The organism is Halorarum salinum (assembly GCF_013402875.1).
GTDB classification, from domain to species: Archaea; Halobacteriota; Halobacteria; order Halobacteriales; family Haloferacaceae; genus Halorarum; species Halorarum salinum.
The window spans coordinates 3,644,463-3,662,093 of the sequence record NZ_CP058579.1 but is presented as its reverse complement, the minus strand read 5'-3'; the positions used below and the strand labels follow the sequence as shown (position 1 = coordinate 3,662,093).

The following is a 17,631-nucleotide window of genomic DNA, read 5'->3' as shown; positions in this document are numbered from 1 at the left end:
GTCCGTCCGCGTGCGTCGTTCATCGGTGCCGGCTGTCGGAGCGCCACGTACTCAGGGTTCACCACGGAGCTCGAAAGCCATTGTTGGGGGTCGCGGCGACCGGCGCCACGAGCGCAGGAACGGCCGTGGGCGCGGACCGGTTCCTGGGCGGACGGACCCCGTATCGAGATTGCGATATCGGGCCGAACTCTCTTCAGCATCGCTACCGTGGTCCTAGTCGTAATGGACCAGCGCGAGTCGGAGGCCGCGTCGAACCTGCGTTCCCTCGGGATGGAGGACGTCGACGAGCTCCTCGATCCCGGGCGCATGCCGATGACGACCGCGGAGCTCATCGGCGAGTTCGGGGACCGGGAAGTCAGGTACCCGCGGGGGACTGACCGGATCGAGGACATCCTCCGCACATCGGGCATGGAGACGTACGAGACGGTGGACGAGCTCCAGCTCGCCATCCTCAACGGCGTGGGCCGTAACGCGGTCGGCCGCCCGCGGTACAGCGACCGCGGCGACGAGAACATCGAGGACCTCGACCGGACGCACCGGTCCTTCTGATAGCCCGCACGACCACCGCCACCTTCGGCTTCCCGGACAGCACACGACACCACCTTTCCAACGCCCGACCATGAACGTCGAAACCCTGCACGACCTGTTCCTCTTCGAGATCCAAGGACTGTACGCCGTCGAAACCCGGGTCGCCGACGAACTGGCGACGCTAGAGCGGGACGCCGGCGTCGACGCCCTCGACGGCCTCCAGGAGACGGACGCCCGCGAGACGCTCAGGGAGGTTCTCGCCGAACACGAGACGGAGACGCGGACGCACGCCGAGCGGCTCGAAGAGGTGCTCGAGGTGCTCGGTCGAACGCCGGACTCCCGGTCGACGCGGAACTCCCAGTCGGCGCCGGCGCTCGAGGGGCTCGTCGAGGAGAAGGAACGGTTCAACAACGTCGTGCTGAACGACCAGATCAGGCCCCTGTTCTACGTCGGGACGGCCCGACAGATCGAGCAGATGGAGATAACGGCCTACGAGCGGCTGCTCGAAATCGGGGACCACCTCGACGTCCCGGACGAGGTGATCGACAGCCTTGAGCGGAACCTCGAGGAGGACGAGGCGACGCTCCGGACGCTCGAGTCCATCACGGACGGCGAGGACGGCCAGGTGCTGCTGGAGGAGCTCGGCGACTCGGCCGACCACGACTGACAGTCCCGGGCGGCGCCGCGCCCGCCGGGAGCATCACGAACGGTAACTCGGGGAGCGACCGACGTTCCGAGGGCCGCCCGCGGCGGTGCCGGACGAGGTGCCGGGGACGCGACCGAGAGGTAAGGGTTAAGTCTCCCACTGGGATAGTTCGGGGTACCGGGTCGGTGGTCTAGTCCGGTTATGACGGCTCCTTCACACGGAGCAGGCCGGCGGTTCGAATCCGCCCCGACCCATTCGCTTTGCGGACAGTTTCCAGGGCACCGACTGCGGCGCATTCCTCGTAAGCTACCCACCGCCGGTTCGAATCCGTTCCACCGTATCATCCGTTGCTCGTGTCCGCGTTGCCGTGAACCCGACGAGATTCGCCCGCTTCTCGAACGGTTCCGCCGTACGTCCGCGTCCGGGCGTCGTTCGCCCGCCGGTCCGGGTGGGATCGGTCGGCCGAGGTCGCGCCGCCCACGTCCGCGAGTGACCACACCGTTATCCGAGTCGGTCTCCTATTGCGCGGGATGGCAGACGACAAACAGGGCCGAGACAAGCAAGCGGACGACGAAGAGCGACGCCAGCAAAAGCGGGAGGTGGAGGAAGCACGTAACCGCGCCGATGAAGACGAACCGATGCGAGGCGACCCTGGCGAGCGGCTAGGTGACCTCGATGAAGTGCTCGAAACCCACGACTATCCAACGACGACGGATGAACTGGTCGAGGCCTACGGCGACTACGAGATCGAAACGCAGCGCGGGGAGGCGTCCCTCGAGGAAGTGCTCGCCCCAACAGACAACCAGACGTACGACTCCGCCGACGACGTTCGAAGCCGGTTACTGGGGCTCATACATCGCTGATAAACGCGGCGCGATCGCCCGACGCCTCGCCAGTCAGGCAACCCAGGCCTTGATACGCATCTCCTCGGGACGGAGCGGTCGTCCCCGAGGGAGGACCAAACGTGACCCCCGTCTGCGCCACTCTCACTCGATCTCTAACCGTCCGCTCGTTCCATCCCCGTCGTCGCCGTTCTCGTCCCATTCGAGTTCGAATTCGATGCTCAGTTCGCCGGGACCGTCCGTCGGCCCCTCGCGTTCGGCCTTGACTTCGAAGGTCGGGCTGGAGGGCGGGTCCAGCGTCACGGAGTCGCCACCCGCCGTCAGCGTGACCGCGTCCCCGCCGTCGAGCCGATCCGCGACCGTCCGGAGGTACGACGCGATCTCTTCTCGACTCTGGCCGCTCTCGGATTTGAACAGTACTTCTTCGGGCATACACCTGTTCATCACTCCCATGACCGATAAATGCGTCACCCGTTCCGTGCGACGCACACGTTTACGCCGTCGGCGGCCGAATCACACGACATGTGCGGCCGCACCTCGCTCGCCGTCGACCTCGCCGTCCTGGAGGAACGGTTCGACGCCCGACCGGCCGAGGGCGTCACCATCCGGCCGCGGTACAACGTCGCCCCCCGGGACGACCTCCTCGTCGTCCGGAACGACGTCCCCCACGAGTTCGACCTTCTGGAGTGGGGCTTGCTCCCCCAGTGGGCGGACGACCCCGAGGACGTCCCCCGGCCCATCAACGCGCGCTCGGAGACGGTCGCCGAGAAGCCCATGTTCCGTGACGCGTTCGAGTCCCGCCGGTGTCTCGTCCCCGCCGACAGGTTCTACGAGTGGCAGGGAACCCGCGGGTCGAAGCAACCCTACCGCATCGAGCGTCCCGACCGATCACCGTTCGCCTACGCCGGCCTCTGGGAGACGTGGACGCCCGCGGAGGGCGACCCGCGCGTCACCTGCACCGTCCTCACGACCGACGCGAACGAGGTGGTCGAACCCATCCACGACCGGATGCCCGTCATCCTCGAGGAGGGGAACGAGGAGCGGTGGCTCTCCGAGGAGTCACCCGACGAACTCCGGTCGGTGTTGAAGCCGTACCCGAGCGACGAGTTACACGCCTACCCCGTGTCGAAGCGCGTCGACGATCCGGGGAACGATTCGGCGGACCTGCTGGAGGAGGTCGACGTCGGCGACCAGTCCGGGCTCGGCGACTTCGCGGGATAGCGGCCGTCTCGCCCCCGCCGAACGCCCCCGTCTCCGTCGACCGCCTTCGATTCCTCTCCATCCCATCGACCGCCTTCGATTCCTTCGACGACTTCCGACGACGGCCGACCCCGCCCGGCCCCCGCCGAACCCGTCGACCGGACGCCGACCACCTGTCGACCAGATTTATCACGGATGGATGAAACCACGACTACGTGCCGATCGCCCGTGCGAAACCCGTCGACGACCTCTACGACGAGTGTGCGGGCCACGACCTCGTCGTCGTCCCGGACGCCCCGCTCGCGAGCGCCCTGAACCGGCGGCTCGACCGGCCGCAGTTCGGCCCCTTCGCGGTCACCCCCCGACGGCTCGCCGCCGGCCGGCGCGAGGAGGCCGAGGACCGCCTCGCCTTCCTCGAACTCGTCTCGGAGACTGACCTCGACTGGAAGGACGCCGCCCACGCGGTCGGGAACGTCCTCCAGTGCTGGGAGCACCAGGGGCGGCCCGACGCGGTGCTGGAGTACCCCCGGTTCGACGACGAGCGGCATCGGCGCGCCGTCGACCACCTCTCCGGGCTGGAGACCACCTCCGGCCGGCTCTCGGAGTTCGTCGTCGACGGCGGCGAGTCGGTGGCCGTCGTCGGGTCGGGTCAGCTCACGTCGCTCGAACGCTCCGTCCTGCCCTCCGAGCATCACGCGGTCGACCCGTTCACCGACGAGGCGTTCGACCGCCCGCGGTTCCGGATCCTCGACTCCGCGGCCGCGATCGTCGACACGCTGCTGGAGGCCGTCACGGTCGAGAACGCCGCCGACGTCGCCGTGGTGCTGGAGGAGGGGAGCGAGTACTCGAGGCTCGTCGAGTCCGCGTTCGACGCCGAGGGGATCCCGTACTACGGCGGGCCGGGGTTCTTCGACGACCCCGACCGCCGCTGCGTGGTCCGGCTCCTCCGGTGGACCCACGCCGGCCGCGACACGCGCGTCGCGACGGTCCGGCCGCTGCTCGCCCGACTGGGCATCGACGTCCCCGTCGCACACGACCGGAAGCGGCTCGACGACCTCGACGATCCGGCGCTCGACCCGCTGTTCGACCTGCGCGACACCCCGAGGGACCACACGTTCGCGTCGGCGCTGGGCGCCTACGAGGACCTGGCTGGGACGACCCTCGGGAGGCTCCGGGCCGAACTGGCGGAACTGGGGATCGCGGACGACCCCGTCACGGAGGCGGGCGTCGACCGCCTCCGGTTCTACCTCGAGTCCTACGAGGTGCCCGTCGAGCGCGAGAACGAGGGCGTGCTCCTCGCGGACGCGAAGTCGGCCGCCCACGTCGACCGCCCGGTCGTCCTCTTCCTCGGCCTCGACGACGGCTGGACCCGCTCGTCGCCGCGGCGCCCCTGGGTCGACGAGGAGCGGGAGTACGAGCGGAACCTGCGGGCGTTCCAGCTCCTGCTACAGAGCGGCGTCGACCAGCACTACCTCGTGCGGGACACGGAGGGGGGCTCGCCCGTCTCCCCCTGTCTCTACTTCGAGGAACTGCTCGACGGCGAGTTCGAGCGCTTCGGCGACCTCGAGTCGGTTCGACGCTCGCCCCCGCGCCGGACGCGGTCGGACGGCTTCGAGACCGAGGAACTCGACGCCCCGGCGGATCCCGTCGAGACGGTCAGCCAGTCGAGCCTGAACGCCTACGTCAACTGCCCGCGGGACTACTTCTTCGACCGCCTGCTCGACTCGCCCGAGCGGGACTACTTCAGGGAGGGGACCCTGTTCCACGACTTCGCGGAGTGTGCCGTCCACCACCCCGACGCCGTCGACGACGCTTTCCTCGAGGAGACGGTCGACCTGATGCTCGCCGAGGTCGGGCCGTTCCTCGCCGAGGCCCACCGCGACGTCCGTCGGACGCGATACAGGCTCGGCCTGGAGACCATCCGGGGGTACCTCGCGGAGCACCCGCCGGAGGGCGACGACCTCGTGGGGCCGGGAAGCTGGTCGCCCGGAAACGACGTCGCCGACCACTTCGACCTCCCGGTCGAGGGCGCCCACACGGAGCGGTGGTTCGAGGACCCCGACCTCGGCCTGAAGGGGTTCGTCGACCTCGTCCACGGGCCCGGGCGCCTGCTCGACTACAAGAGCGGTTCGCGGAAGTCCGCCCGCCGGGTGGTGAGCGGATCGTCGCTCGACCCGCCGGACGGGCGGCCGAACTTCCAGGCGCTGCTGTATCTCACCTACCTGCGGAGCCGACGCCCGGGGGAACGGCTCGAGTTCACCTTCCTCCACTTCCTCGAGACGCTCGACGACGCGGTTCGGGGCGACCCCGACCGCTCGGAGTGTCTCACGACGGTGACGTACCACCCGCGACCCTTCGCCGACCACGCCGCGCGCGAGTCCGTCTTCGAGGAACTGCGGGAGGACGCCCCGAACGCCTGCACGAAGACGTTCTCGAAGGTCGAGTACGGGACCTACCGCGAGGTCCTCGACGCGGCCGGCGTCCCCGCCGTCCGCGGGAAGGCGGCGTTCGTGGACTCGCGGCTCCGGCGGGAGCTGACCGAGGCGACGAAGCGGGCCGTCGGCGACTACAAGTACGTGGAGAAGGGCTGTGAGCAGGCGCTCCGGCACCTGTACCGGCTCCGTGCCCGGAACTACTTCGCCGACGACCTCGACGCCTTCGAGTCGTTCGTCGACGAGCGGCTGGCTGAACTGAACCGCCGGCGGGCCGGCGAGGAGCGGTTCCCCGTCCACGACCTGGGCCCGGAGCCGAACGAGCGCCGCCTGAGCCACCGCGACCTGCTCCTGGGGGACCGATGACCGAACCCAACGGCCAGCAACGACGGCTGATCGAGAGCACGGAGGGGGTCCACCTCGTCGACGCCGGCCCCGGAACCGGGAAGACGTTCACGATCACCCGACGGTACGCGAACCTCGTCGACGGCGGGGACGTGGAACCCGACGACGTGCTGCTCGTCACGTTCACGAACAACGCCGCGACCGAGATGCGGGACCGCATCGTCGCCCACAGCGACTACGGCGTGCGCGAACTCCGGGACGCCCCCATCGGGACGTTCCACGGCCTCTGCCACGACGTCCTGCTGGAACACGGCGTCCACGCGCCGACGTTGCTCGGCATCGACGACCGCATCACCCGCGCGACCCGGCTGGTCGACGACGAGACCGTCGAGCGGGAGCTGTTCCGCGAGTTCTACGGCCGGTTCGCCGACGACCACCCCGAACACGAGCCGTTCCTGCGCGTCGTCGAGGAGCCGACGGAGCTGCTGGGGCTGGTGAACCAGCTGGCCGCGAAGGGCGTCTTCCCGACCGAGGAGGGCTGGTACCGGAACGGCGAGCGCCACCTCGACGGCGACTTCGAGGCGTTCGCGGAGACGTTCGAGGCGGGGAACCGGCCACGGAACGGCGGGGGAAAGCAGTCCCGGATCCGCGAGCGGCTCGGGAGCTACGGGCGGGGGAAGTGCTACAGGGCCGACGCGCCGTCGCGGGCGGAACTCAGGGGAGAGGGAACCAAGCGGGTCCCGGACGGGACCGCGGAACTGCTGTTCGAGGACGACCGCGAGGCCCTGAAGTCGTTCGTCCACGACGTCTACCGCGGCTACCTCGCGTTCGCGCTGCGACGGAACTACCTCACGTTCGGCTTCCTGCAGCTGTTCGCGTTCGTCCTGCTGTGCGAGGACCACGACCTCCGCGAGGAGCTCGCCTTCGAGCACGTGATGGTCGACGAGTTCCAGGACTCCAGCGAGATCCAGTTCAAGCTCGCGCTGCTGCTCGCGGGGACGGACAACCTCTGCGTGGTCGGCGACTGGAAGCAGAGCATCTACTCGTTCCAGTACGCCGCCGTCGAGAACGTGGCCGAGTTCGAGGCCCGCCTCGAACGGTTCGCCGCCGAACTGAACGACGACCGCGAGCGGGTGGGGCTCCCGATCGACGGGGTGTCCCGGCTGGAACTCGTCGAGAACTACCGCTCGACGCAGGCGATCATCGACTTCGCGGAACGCGCGCTGGTGACGCCCGCGACCGGTGGCGACGAGGTGGACCCGGCGGCCGTCCGCGACCGGATCGTCCCGCTCGAGTCGAACGCCGCGTTCGGGAACTCCCGCATCGAGGCGATCAGCCACGAGGACGAACACGAGGCGGTGCTGGCGAAGGTCCAGTCCATCGTCGGAGACGAGGCGTACGCGATCGAGCGGGACGGGGAACTGGTGGCCCCGGGGTACGGCGACGTCGCGGTGCTGACCAGGACCCGCGACTACGGCCGGGAGCTCCTGGAGGTCGCCCGAGAGTACGACCTGCCGATGGCCTACGAGGGCGGCGTCGAACTGTTCCGGACCGACCAGGCGAAGCTCCTCCTCGCCTGGCTCCGGATCCTCGAGTCGGACGCCGACCGCGGCTGGGCCGTCGTGCTGGAGGAGGCGGGCTACTCCTTCGAGGAGGTCCGGCACGTGCTCGAGGAGGGGACCTATCCCGGGAACATGCGCGCGTTCCGCACGGAACTCGCGGGCGCCAACGGCGTCGGCGGCGTCGCGCGGCGGGTGTTCTCCCGGTACGGGTACGACGGCGGGGTGGCGGCGACGGTGCTCGACGCGGTCGAGTCGGTCCGCGCCGCGACGACGATGACACGCGGGGACCTGATCCGGTTCCTCGAGCGGGGCGTCGAGTCGGGCGCCACCCGCGAGGTGAGCGCGGGCGCCGGCGCCGACTCGGTGACGGTCAGAACGATTCACGCGACGAAGGGGCTCGAACACCCGATCGTCGTGCTGGCGAACATGAACGCGAACCGGTTCCCCCCGGGCGGCGGCGGCGCGGGGACGATCACGTTCGAGGATCCCCTCGGCCTCCGCGCTCGGCGGGTGTACGCCGAGGACCACGGCCACCCGCACGTCTACCACGACTGGCGGACCGACGCCCTGCGGCGCTGTCTGCCGACCGAGTACGACGAGGAGCGCCGGCTGCTGTACGTCGCGCTGACGCGCGCCGAACGGCACCTCGTGTTCGCCGCGGGCGGGGAGCCGAACGCGTTCCTCGAGGAACTGCCGGTCGATATCGGGACGGTCGAGCCGACCGTCCGGCGCGCCGACGCCGGGGGGACCGAACAGGCGACCCTCGGGTTCTCCGTGCCGACGCCGGAGGGACCGGTCGGGTACACGCCCCACACGCTGATGCGCGAGGAGGCGTTCTCCGGGACGGCGGACGGACGCGGCGCGGCCTACGGGACCGACGTCCACGAGTTCGCGGAGCGGTACGCGCTGGGCGAGACCGACGACCCGCCGGCCCGGCTGGAGCCGGACGCGGGCCACGTCGTCGACCTCCTCGACTCGCTCGGGGGCGAACTCCGCCCGGAGGAGGAGATCGTCCTGCCGCTCGAGGTCGACGGGGAGCGCGTCGTCCTCTCGGGGCTGGCGGACCTCGTCCACGTCCGACCGGGGACGGTCGAGGTCGTCGACTTCAAGACCGACACGACCCGACGGGCCCACGGGGAGTACCGCAAGCAGGTCAGCGTCTACCACCGGGTGCTCGACGAGTGGTTCACGGACCGGACCGTCGACGCTCACGTCCACTACACGTACGACGGCGACCTGGTCCCGGTCGACCCGCTCCCGGTCACGGACCTCGTCGACCTCCTCCGGGAGGAAGGGGCGACGCCGACCGCCCCGTAGTAGCGGGCGGCCGGCACGCGACCTGGCCGGCCGTCGACGGACTGGGAGGTCGTCGAAACCGCGCACCCCGCGTGGGCGCGGGTCCCGTTTTCCACGTCGGATTCGCCGTCGGCCCCGCTAGGGAGGGGTTACCTCCGGGTAAAGGGAAGAAGGTCGATCCTTACCGCCCGGACCGCGACCCGGCCGTCCCCGGGCTCACACGACGCGGGCGACGCCGGCGGACCGGGACGTCGGTCCCCTGAAGTCCCGACCTGCTTCGGGCGCGTGGCCCGCCCCCGAAGCCTCGGCCAACCGCCCCGCCGCCGGACCTTGGTGCTCCATAACAAATCCCCGGCCGGGAGTTACCATCGGACGATGCGACGCTCCTCCGCACCATGAACAGGGACGCGATTCTGAACCTCGCGATGGCGATGGTCGCGATCGGCGCGCTCGGCGTCGCGGCGACGACGTTCGAGTCGGCGACGAGCACGGACGCCGACGACGTCATCGACCTCGACTACGACCGCCTCCCGATCGGCCAGGACGACGCGGCGACGATCGTTCGGGAGATGAGCGCCGGCGACCCCGACGGCTCGGACGGCGCCGCCGAGCGGTCCGACCCAGACGGCGACGAGGCGGCCGACCCGGGGCGCTCCGACGCGGACGAGGAGGTCGCCGCCGATCGCCCGAGGGACTCCGCGGACGACCGATCCCGGCCGGCCGGAAGCAGCGCGGCCTCGGAGTCGAGCAGCGGCGGTTCCGACGGGAGCAGCGGCGCGAGCGGCCTCCCGGGGGAGACGCCGGGCGACCTCTCCCTCCTCGGGCGCCTCCTCGCGCTCCTCCCGTACCTCCTGCTCCTCGCCGCGTTGCTCGCGGCGGGTTGGCTCGTCCACCGATACCGGGATCGACTGCGGGCCCTCCTCGCCGACCCCGATCCGGCGGTCGAGGACGGCTCCGCGACCGACGACTGGCTCGACGGGCCGCCGTCGAACGCCGTCGACCGGGCCTGGGTCGGGATGGTCCGCACGCTCGACCCCGATCGCCCCGCCGCGATGACCCCCGGCGAGTGTGCGGCCGCGGCCGTCCGGGCCGGGTTCGACCCCGACGCGGTGGACGCGCTCACCGAGGCGTTCCGGGAAGTGCGGTACGGCGGGCGGCCGGTCACGGAGCGACACGAGCGGGTCGCGAGGCGGACGGGCCGCCGCCTCGACGTTCCGATCGACGCCGACGACCGCGGGGGCGGGAGCCCATGACCCCGGAACGGCCCGTCTCGCGCGCGCTCGCGTTCGCCGCGCTCGCGTTCGCCGCGTTCGTCCTCGTCTCCCCTGTCGTCGCGGACCTCGTCCCGACGGCGGCCGTGGTCGCGCGGCTCGGAAACGACTACCTCCTCGTCGCCGCGTTCGCCGCGTTCGCGCTCGCCGCGACCGTCGCGGTCCTGCTCGCGCGGGCCGCCACCGGCGTCGCGGAGGCGACCCCCCCGGCCGTCGAGGGCGTCGCCCCCGCGTCGATGGGGAGGGAGGTCGACGCGGCGCTCGACGCGCTCCCGCCACTCCGGACGACCGCGGAACACGGGCGGGTCCACGGGCGGCTCCGACGGGCCGCGGTGAGCGCGGTCGCGGAGCGGGATCGGTGCTCCCGGAGCGCCGCCCGCGAGCGCGTGGAACGCGGCGAGTGGACCGACGACGCGGACGCGGCGGCGTTCCTCGCGACGGCGACCCTCGAGGACCCGCCGCTCAAGCGGAAGCTCGGGACGCTCCTCGCCGGCGACCACTGGTTCCGGCGGCGGGTCCGGACGGCGGTCGCGGCGCTCCAGTCGCTGGAGGGGGATCGGACGTGACCGCGCCGTCCGCGACGGGACGCTGGCGCGGCGTCGTCGCCGTCTCCCTGTTCGCCGGCGCCGTCGGCCTGCTGGCACAGCGCCCCGACGTGCTGCTCCTCGCGGCGCTCGGCGTCGGGTTCGCGGCCTACCCGCGGCTCGTCCCCCCGTCGCCGGAGCCGGACCTCGCCGTCGAGCGGACGACCGCCCCGGACTCGCCCGCCGAGGGCGACCGGGTCGACGTGACGGTGACCGTCAGGAACGAGGGGGACCGGTCGCTCCCGGACCTCCGGGTCGTCGACGGCGTGCCGTCGCTGCTCCCCGTGGTCGACGGGACGCCGCGACACGCGACGGCGCTGCCCCCGGGCGGCGAGGCGACGTTCCGCTACTCGGTCGAGGCGCGGCCCGGGAAACACCGCTTCGAGCCGGCGACCGTCGTCTCGCGGGACGCCAGCGGCGCGACCGAACTGCGGACGGCCGCCGCCCATCCGACGGTCGTCGACTGCGGGGCGCCGGTACCCGCCGCGGCGCTCCGGGAACTGACGCGCAACCGCCCCGGCGAACTCGTCACCGACGACGGCGGGAGCGGCATCGAGTTCCACCGGACGCGGGAGTACCGGCCGGGCGACCCGATGAACCGGGTCGACTGGCGGCGCTTCGCCCGGACGGGCGAACTGGCGACGGTCGAGTACAGGGAGGAACGGTCGGCCTCGGTGGTCCTCTGTCTCGACGTCGGCTCCCCGCCGGCCGCGGGGGCGAGCGGGCCGGACGCCCCCGACGGGCGTTCGGGGTCGACCGATCCGGCCTCCGGCTCCGACGTCGATCCGACCGCGGACGTCGACGCGCGTTCGAACCCCCACGCGCTCGCCCGGGGGGTCCTCGCGGCGGACAGGCTGGCGAGCGCCCTGGAGGCGGCGAACCACGAGGTCGGGCTCGCGACGCTCGGGGACCGTCACTGCTGGATCCCGCCGTCCGGCGGGACCGCCCACCTCGACCGCCTCCGGCACGCGCTCGACACGCACCCGGCGTTCGGCACGGCGGACGGCCCCGGGGACGGATCGAGCCCCGGCGGACCGGGACGTGCGGGTCGGAACGGGTGGCCCACCGGGGAGAACGCCGGACGTACGGGCGGGGTGGACGGAAACCGGAGCGGCGACCGCGGGTCGGACGAGGAAGCGAGCCCGGCACGGCTCCCCGACGGCGTGGCCACGCTGTCGGACGGCGGGCGGAGGGACGGGACCGCCCGGGGGGCCCGCGGGCGCCAGGCCGCCGAACTGCGGGAGCGACTCGACCCGGGGACCCAGGTGACGCTGGTGAGCCCGCTCGCCGACGACGGCGTCCTCGGCGCCGTTCGATCGCTCGAGGCCGCCGGACATCCCGTGTACGTCGTCAGCCCCGACACCACCGCGCCGGAGACGGTCGGAACCCGGCTGGCGGGCGTCGAGCGCTCGCGCCGGCTCCGGACGCTCCGGCGGACCGGCGTGCCGGTCGTCGACTGGGCGGCCGGCGAGGACCTCCGGACGGCGCTGGCCGCGGCCGCGGGGGGATCGGCGTGACCGCGTCCGCCCCGCGCTCGGCCGACCGTCCGGTCGAGCGGCCGGACCTCCGCCCCACCGTCCCGGGGAGCGTCCTCGCGGTCGCGGCGGGCGTCGCGTCCGTCGCGCTCCTGATCGACACCCCCGAGCAGTGGCAGGCCTTGCTGGTGGAGGTGGCCGGCATCGTGTTCGTCGCCGCCGGGTACGCGGCCTGGCGGCGTCGCTCCCGGGTCGACGGGGCGCCGGCGGGCGTCGTCGGGGGACTGTTCGCGGTCGTCGGCGCGTCGCTGATCGCGACGGCGGTCGCCGTCGCGCTCACGCGTCCGCCGGCGATGATCCACCGGCTCGAACTCGCGCCGGGGCTGGTCGGCCTGGCCGTGCTCCTCGCCGGCCTCCTCCCAGTCCGAGCGGGCAGGGAGCGCACGCTCGTGACGGCCGGGACGGCGCTGCTGTTCGTCGGCGTGCTCACGAGCGGCGTCGTTCACGGCGCGACGCTCGGGACCTTACTCCTCGCCGGTCTGGCGGCGGTCCTCGCGTGGGACCTCGGGGAGCAGGCGGTTTCGCTGGGTGCCCAGGTGGGGCGAGGGGCGAGCACGTACCGCGCGGAGCTGGTCCACGGCGGCGGGAGCCTGGCCGTCGGAGTCGGCGCGTTCCTCGCGGCGCTCGGCGTCGACCGGCTCGGGATCCGCGAGCTCTCGCTGACAGGCTTTACCGCCCTCCTCGTCGCCGGCCTCGTGCTCGTCCTGGCGCTCCGCCAGTGAGCGTGCGGTTTCGGCGGCGCCCCGTCGGACGGACGTTTCGGACGTTCCGCTCAGCGACGTTCGGCCCCCGAGAGCTTCGGCACCTCGACCGTCGAGAGCACGTCGTCGACGACCTCCCGCTTGCCGACGCCCTCGATGCGGGCTTCGGCGGTCAGGATGAGCCGGTGGGCGAGCGCGGCCGGGGCCACGTCCTTCACCTCGTCGGGGGAGACGTACTCCCGGCCGCCGATCGCCGCCCTCGCCCGCGCGGCCTCGAACAGCCGCTCGGTCCCGCGCGGCGAGACGCCCGTGGCGACGCGGTCGTCCTCGCGCGTCGCCCGCGTGACGGAGGCGACGTACCGCCTCACCGGCGGTTCGACGTGGACGTCCTCGGGCGCCTCGCGGAGTTCCTCGACCTCCCCGGCCGTGCAGACCTGCTCCGTGCTCGGCCGCGTCGCCCGCCGGCTCGCCCGCCTGTCGATCAGTTCGAGTTCGCCGTCCATGTCGGGGTAGCCGATGCTCGTCTCGAGCATGAACCGGTCCCGCTGTGCCGCCGGGAGCTCGAAGGTGCCCTCCGACTCCACCGGGTTGCCCGTCGCGACGACGAAGAAGGGCGTCGGGAGCGGGTGCGTCTCGCCGCCCACCGTGACCTGCTCCTCCTCCATCGCCTCCAGCAGCGCCGACTGGGTCTTCGGGGAGGCGCGGTTGATCTCGTCGGCGAGCACGACGTTCGCGAACAGCGGCCCGGGCCGGAACTCAAACTCCCGGCTCCCCTCGTCGAACACGTCGGTCCCGGTGACGTCCGAGGGGAGGAGGTCAGGGGTGAACTGGACGCGCGAGAAGGAGAGCCCCAGCGCGTCCGCGAGCGTCCGAGCGGTGAGCGTCTTCCCCGTGCCGGGGACGTCCTCGAGCATGACGTGACCGCCCGCGAGCAGCCCGGTCAGCACCGTCCGCAGGACCTCGTCGTCCACGATGACCGTCCGCGAGAGCTCGTCGACGATGGCTCGACAGCGGGTCTCGACGTCCTGTGCGTTCATCGTCGGACGCCACACGCGGGGCGTACTTTGTTAGCCCCTCCACCGTCGCCCGTACGCCGGCGGACGCGGTCCGCCACGGCCGGCGAACGCGCTCGCGCGTGGGCGTCGACGGTCGGTCCCCCGCCGGCGCCGGGACGCCGTACGCGTTTAGCCCCGGCTTAATACGGCGTTAAGTGGTCGTTACACGGCGTATAGTTAATCGCTAAACGTCCCCTCCTGTACCCGTCATGCAACCGGAGACGGAGCGGAGACCGTTGCTCGCCGCGGCCGCGGGGGTCGCCCTCGGCGGACTGGGTATCGTCGGCGCATCCGACCGCGCGAACGCCGAAACCTCCGAGGACTCGTTCACGATTCTCGAGGGGACGGAGTACGAGACGACCGGGACCGTCCGGACCGCGGACGCCGACGGCCCCACCGTGCTGGTCGTCGGGGGGCTCCACGGGAACGAGGTCGCGGGCTACGAGGCCGCAGCGAGCGTGTCGGACATGGACATCGTACGAGGTCGCCTCGTCACCGTCCCGCGGGCCAACGTCACGGCCATCGAGAGCGGGTCACGGATCGGGGACGACGGGACCGACCTGAACCGGCAGTTCCCGACCGGCGAGGAGCCGACGACCGAACTCGCGCGGGCGATCTGGGGGGTCCTCGAACGCTTCGAGCCGGACGTCGTCATCGACCTCCACGAGTCCCGGAACCTGTACGACGGGGACGTCGAGGACGGCGTCGGGCAGGCGATCTTCCACTCGCGCGACGCCGAGGCCGAGCGGGAGGCCGAGGAGGCGGCCGACCAGTTGAACGAGAACCACGTCTCGGACTCCGCGTACGACTTCACCGTGGCACCGTTCTCCCTGCCGCCCAGCGAGACGCCGAACATGCTCGTCCACAAGGCGGCACGCGACACCGACGCCGTCGCGTTCCTGGCCGAGACCGTCTCCAGCGAGCCGGAACTCTCGACGAGGATCCGGTGGCACAGGCGGATCGTCAGGAGCCTCCTCTGGGAGGAACTCCTGGACGAATCGGCGATCGACGACGGGGACGACGAGGACGGTGACGAAGGCGAGGACGGTGACGACGGGGACGAGGAAGACGGATCGGACGGCGAGGACGACGGGGCGGACAACGAACCCCCGGAGGCGGTCATCGGGACGGACCCGGCGGACGCGGAGGACGTCGACTTCTCGGAGGGGGACACGGTCGTGCTCGACGCGTCCGCATCGAGCGACCCGGACGGCGAGATCGTGCGCTACGAGTGGGACGTCGACGGCACCGACGAGTTCGAGGAGGGCGGCGAGACCGTCGAGGCGTCGCTGTCGTACTGCGGTGAGCTGTCCATGGCGCTGCGGGTCACCGACGACGACGGGGCCACCGCGACCGAGGAGGTCGTCATCTCCACGGAGTGAGCGCCGCGGGGCCGCCGTCCGCGATCGGTCACGACCCGGTCGCTATCGTGCCGACATCCGTTTTGGCGACTCCGTTAAACCGTGTGGCGATGCGCGAGAACGCCGAGAGCGACGTCGTCCGACGTGAACTGGAGCGGGACGGGGCGAATCCGGCGGTACAGGTGTCCGAGGTGATCGCGGAACTGGAGGGGAAGGAGGTAGACGAGTTGGAGGCCATCTACGACTGCATCGACCACGTCCTCGACCGCGTCTTCTCGGACCCGCCCAGGCCGGGGGCCGATGTGGAGGTGGCGTTCAGTTACGAGGGGTACCGCGTCAGCGTCGAACAGGACGGATCCGCGACGTTCGTGCGGAACGGCTGATCGGGCGAGACGCGGACGCGTCCCAGGTTGGCTTCCGGGGCCCGACCCGGACCACATCGGCACCTTCGACCTCCGGAACGCGGGACCGAGCGGCCGACTCAACGCTTTCGTGTCTCGGGCCCGTAACCGGAGTCGAATGAACTCAACGTCCTCCCCGACGTCCACGAGCACCGCGAGCGTCGCAGAGAGCGAACGAACGTGGTGGAAGGAGTCAGTGTTCTACGAGATCTACCCGCGGAGCTTCTACGACTCGAACGACAACGGCGTCGGCGACCTCCCCGGAATCGTCCGGAAACTGGACTACCTGGACGACCTCGGCGTCGACGTCGTCTGGCTGACGCCGGTGTACGACTCCCCGCAGGCCGACTTCGGCTACGACATCCGCGACTACCGCGACATCCTCGACGAGTACGGCACGATGGACGACTGGGAACGGCTCCGGGACGGCCTCCACGAGCGGGACATGCGGCTCGTCATGGACCTCGTGGTCAACCACACCTCCGACGAGCACGAGTGGTTCGAGAAGTCACGGCGGGAGGTCGACCCGTACACGGACTACTACATCTGGCGCGAGGGCGATCCGGAGGCCGGTTCCGGCGACCCCTACGACCCGGACGCGCTCCCCAACAACTGGGACTCGCTGTTCGGCGGGCCGGCCTGGACCTACGACGAGCGCCGGGGCGAGTACTACCTCCACCTGTTCGACGGGAAACAGCCGGACCTGAACTGGCGGAACCCGGCGGTGCGCGAGGACGTGTACGGGATCATGCGCTGGTGGCTCGACCGGGACATCGACGGCTTTCGGATGGACGTCATCAACTTCATCTCGAAGGCGGACGGGCTCCCGGACGGCGACCCCTCCGCGGTCGTCACGGGGAGCGAGCACTTCATCAACGGACCCCACGCCTGCGAGTACCTCCGGGAGATGGACGAGCGGGTGCTCTCCGAGTACGACGTCGTGACCGTCGGCGAGATGCCCGGAATCTCGGTCGAGGACGCGCGGGAGTACGTCGGCCGGGACGGCCCCCTCGACATGGCGTTCCACTTCGAGCACATGCGCCTCGACGAGGGACCGGATGACCCGTGGAACTTCCGCGACTGGTCGCTCGACGACTTCAGGGAGACGTTCACGCGCTGGCAGACGGGGCTCGCCGGGGAGGGGTGGAACGCGCTGTATCTCAACAACCACGACCAGCCCCGCATGGTCTCGCGGTTCGGCGACGAGGCGTACCGCGTCGAGTCCGCGACGATGCTCGCCACGTTCCTCCACACGCTCCGCGGGTCGCCGTTCGTCTACCAGGGAGAGGAGATCGGCATGACGAACGTCCCGTTCGAGAGCGCCGGCAAGTTCGTCGACGTGGAGACGCTCCGGTACGTCGAGCGGATGCTCGAACGCGACGACGTGGAGAACTTCGAGGACATCGGGGACGCGGTGCGGTACGGGAGCCGCGACAACGCCCGCACGCCGATGCAGTGGTCGGACGCCCCGAACGCCGGGTTCACCGACAGGGAGCCTTGGCTGACCGTCAACCCGAACTACACCGAGGTGAACGTCGAGAGCGCCCGGGCCGACCCGGACTCGGTGTGGCACTACTACCGCCGCCTGATCGACCTGCGCCACGACGCGCCGGTGCTCGTCTACGGCGACTACGAACCCCTCCTGCCCGACCACCCCGAGATCTACGCCTACCGGCGGACCCTCGAGGACGTCGGGGCGCTCGTCGTCCTGAACTTCTTCGACGGCGAGCCCCGGTTCGACCTGCCCGGATCCGTGGCGTACGACGGGGCGGAACTGCTCATCTCGAACTACGAGGTCGAGCGCCCCGAGGGGCCCGACGGCTTCGACCTGCGACCGTACGAGGCGAGGGTCTATCGGCTCGAGTGACCCCG

15 protein-coding genes and 1 tRNA gene are annotated in these 17,631 nt (G+C 71.3%); 14 read left to right on the top strand and 2 right to left on the bottom strand.

From position 1 onward, the window contains the following. The first annotated feature begins 222 nt into the window (after positions 1-222). From HUG12_RS18505 to HUG12_RS18490, 4 genes are all read left to right on the top strand, one after another. Positions 223-549: a DUF5789 family protein gene (locus HUG12_RS18505; RefSeq protein ID WP_179270194.1), complete on the top strand. Its 327-nt coding sequence runs from the start codon at positions 223-225 to the stop codon at positions 547-549. A 70-nt stretch (positions 550-619) separates the two neighbouring features. Further along, on the top strand, positions 620-1,195 hold the full coding sequence (locus HUG12_RS18500) for a YciE/YciF ferroxidase family protein (RefSeq protein ID WP_179270193.1): 576 nt from the start codon (positions 620-622) through the stop codon (positions 1,193-1,195). A 158-nt stretch (positions 1,196-1,353) separates the two neighbouring features. Then, positions 1,354-1,428, top strand: a tRNA-Val gene (locus HUG12_RS18495). A 276-nt stretch (positions 1,429-1,704) separates the two neighbouring features. Further along, on the top strand, positions 1,705-2,037 hold the full coding sequence (locus HUG12_RS18490; RefSeq protein WP_179270192.1) for a DUF5789 family protein: 333 nt from the start codon (positions 1,705-1,707) through the stop codon (positions 2,035-2,037). Positions 2,038-2,160: 123 nt separating this feature from the next. Here HUG12_RS18490 and HUG12_RS18485 read toward each other — a convergent pair whose 3' ends face one another. After that, the gene (locus HUG12_RS18485) at positions 2,161-2,448 is read right to left on the bottom strand and encodes an amphi-Trp domain-containing protein (protein ID WP_179270191.1); all 288 of its coding nucleotides are present in this window, start codon (positions 2,446-2,448) and stop codon (positions 2,161-2,163) included. Positions 2,449-2,538: 90 nt separating this feature from the next. On the opposite strand from HUG12_RS18485, the gene HUG12_RS18480 reads away from it, so the two are divergent. From HUG12_RS18480 to HUG12_RS18450, 7 genes are all read left to right on the top strand, one after another. Then, positions 2,539-3,237: an SOS response-associated peptidase gene (locus HUG12_RS18480; protein ID WP_179270190.1), complete on the top strand. Its 699-nt coding sequence runs from the start codon at positions 2,539-2,541 to the stop codon at positions 3,235-3,237. Between the two features lie 194 nt (positions 3,238-3,431). After that, positions 3,432-6,014, top strand: a complete 2,583-nt coding sequence (locus tag HUG12_RS18475) for a PD-(D/E)XK nuclease family protein (RefSeq protein WP_179270189.1) — start codon at positions 3,432-3,434, stop codon at positions 6,012-6,014. Continuing rightward, complete coding sequence (locus HUG12_RS18470; protein ID WP_179270188.1) at positions 6,011-8,872, top strand: UvrD-helicase domain-containing protein; 2,862 nt, start codon at positions 6,011-6,013, stop codon at positions 8,870-8,872. The genes HUG12_RS18475 and HUG12_RS18470 overlap by 4 nt, the downstream gene beginning before the upstream one ends. A 374-nt stretch (positions 8,873-9,246) precedes the next feature. Continuing rightward, the gene (locus HUG12_RS18465) at positions 9,247-10,104 is read left to right on the top strand and encodes a DUF4129 domain-containing protein (RefSeq protein ID WP_179270187.1); all 858 of its coding nucleotides are present in this window, start codon (positions 9,247-9,249) and stop codon (positions 10,102-10,104) included. Beyond that, entirely contained in the window at positions 10,101-10,688 is a 588-nt protein-coding gene (locus HUG12_RS18460) for a DUF7269 family protein (protein ID WP_179270186.1), read from the top strand. Before HUG12_RS18465 ends, HUG12_RS18460 begins: the two co-directional genes overlap by 4 nt. Further along, positions 10,685-12,223 carry a DUF58 domain-containing protein gene (locus HUG12_RS18455; protein ID WP_179270185.1) on the top strand — a complete coding sequence of 513 codons (1,539 nt, stop codon included), beginning with the start codon at positions 10,685-10,687 and terminating at the stop codon, positions 12,221-12,223. The genes HUG12_RS18460 and HUG12_RS18455 overlap by 4 nt, the downstream gene beginning before the upstream one ends. Beyond that, the gene (locus tag HUG12_RS18450) at positions 12,220-12,963 is read left to right on the top strand and encodes a DUF7519 family protein (protein ID WP_179270184.1); all 744 of its coding nucleotides are present in this window, start codon (positions 12,220-12,222) and stop codon (positions 12,961-12,963) included. The genes HUG12_RS18455 and HUG12_RS18450 overlap by 4 nt, the downstream gene beginning before the upstream one ends. A gap of 50 nt (positions 12,964-13,013) precedes the next feature. On the opposite strand, the gene HUG12_RS18445 is transcribed toward HUG12_RS18450, so the two are convergent. Continuing rightward, entirely contained in the window at positions 13,014-13,979 is a 966-nt protein-coding gene (locus HUG12_RS18445) for an AAA family ATPase (protein ID WP_179270183.1), read from the bottom strand. Between the two features lie 227 nt (positions 13,980-14,206). Here HUG12_RS18445 and HUG12_RS18440 point away from each other — a divergent pair, with 227 nt between their 5' ends. The 3 genes from HUG12_RS18440 (at position 14,207) to HUG12_RS18430 (ending at position 17,626) form a co-directional block, all read left to right on the top strand. After that, entirely contained in the window at positions 14,207-15,379 is a 1,173-nt protein-coding gene (locus tag HUG12_RS18440; protein WP_179270182.1) for a PKD domain-containing protein, read from the top strand. Between the two features lie 89 nt (positions 15,380-15,468). Next, a complete protein-coding gene (locus HUG12_RS18435) occupies positions 15,469-15,741 on the top strand; it encodes a HalOD1 output domain-containing protein (protein WP_179270181.1) in 273 nt (90 codons plus the stop codon). A gap of 136 nt (positions 15,742-15,877) precedes the next feature. Beyond that, on the top strand, positions 15,878-17,626 hold the full coding sequence (locus HUG12_RS18430) for a glycoside hydrolase family 13 protein (RefSeq protein ID WP_179270180.1): 1,749 nt from the start codon (positions 15,878-15,880) through the stop codon (positions 17,624-17,626). The last annotated feature ends 5 nt before the right edge of the window (positions 17,627-17,631 follow it).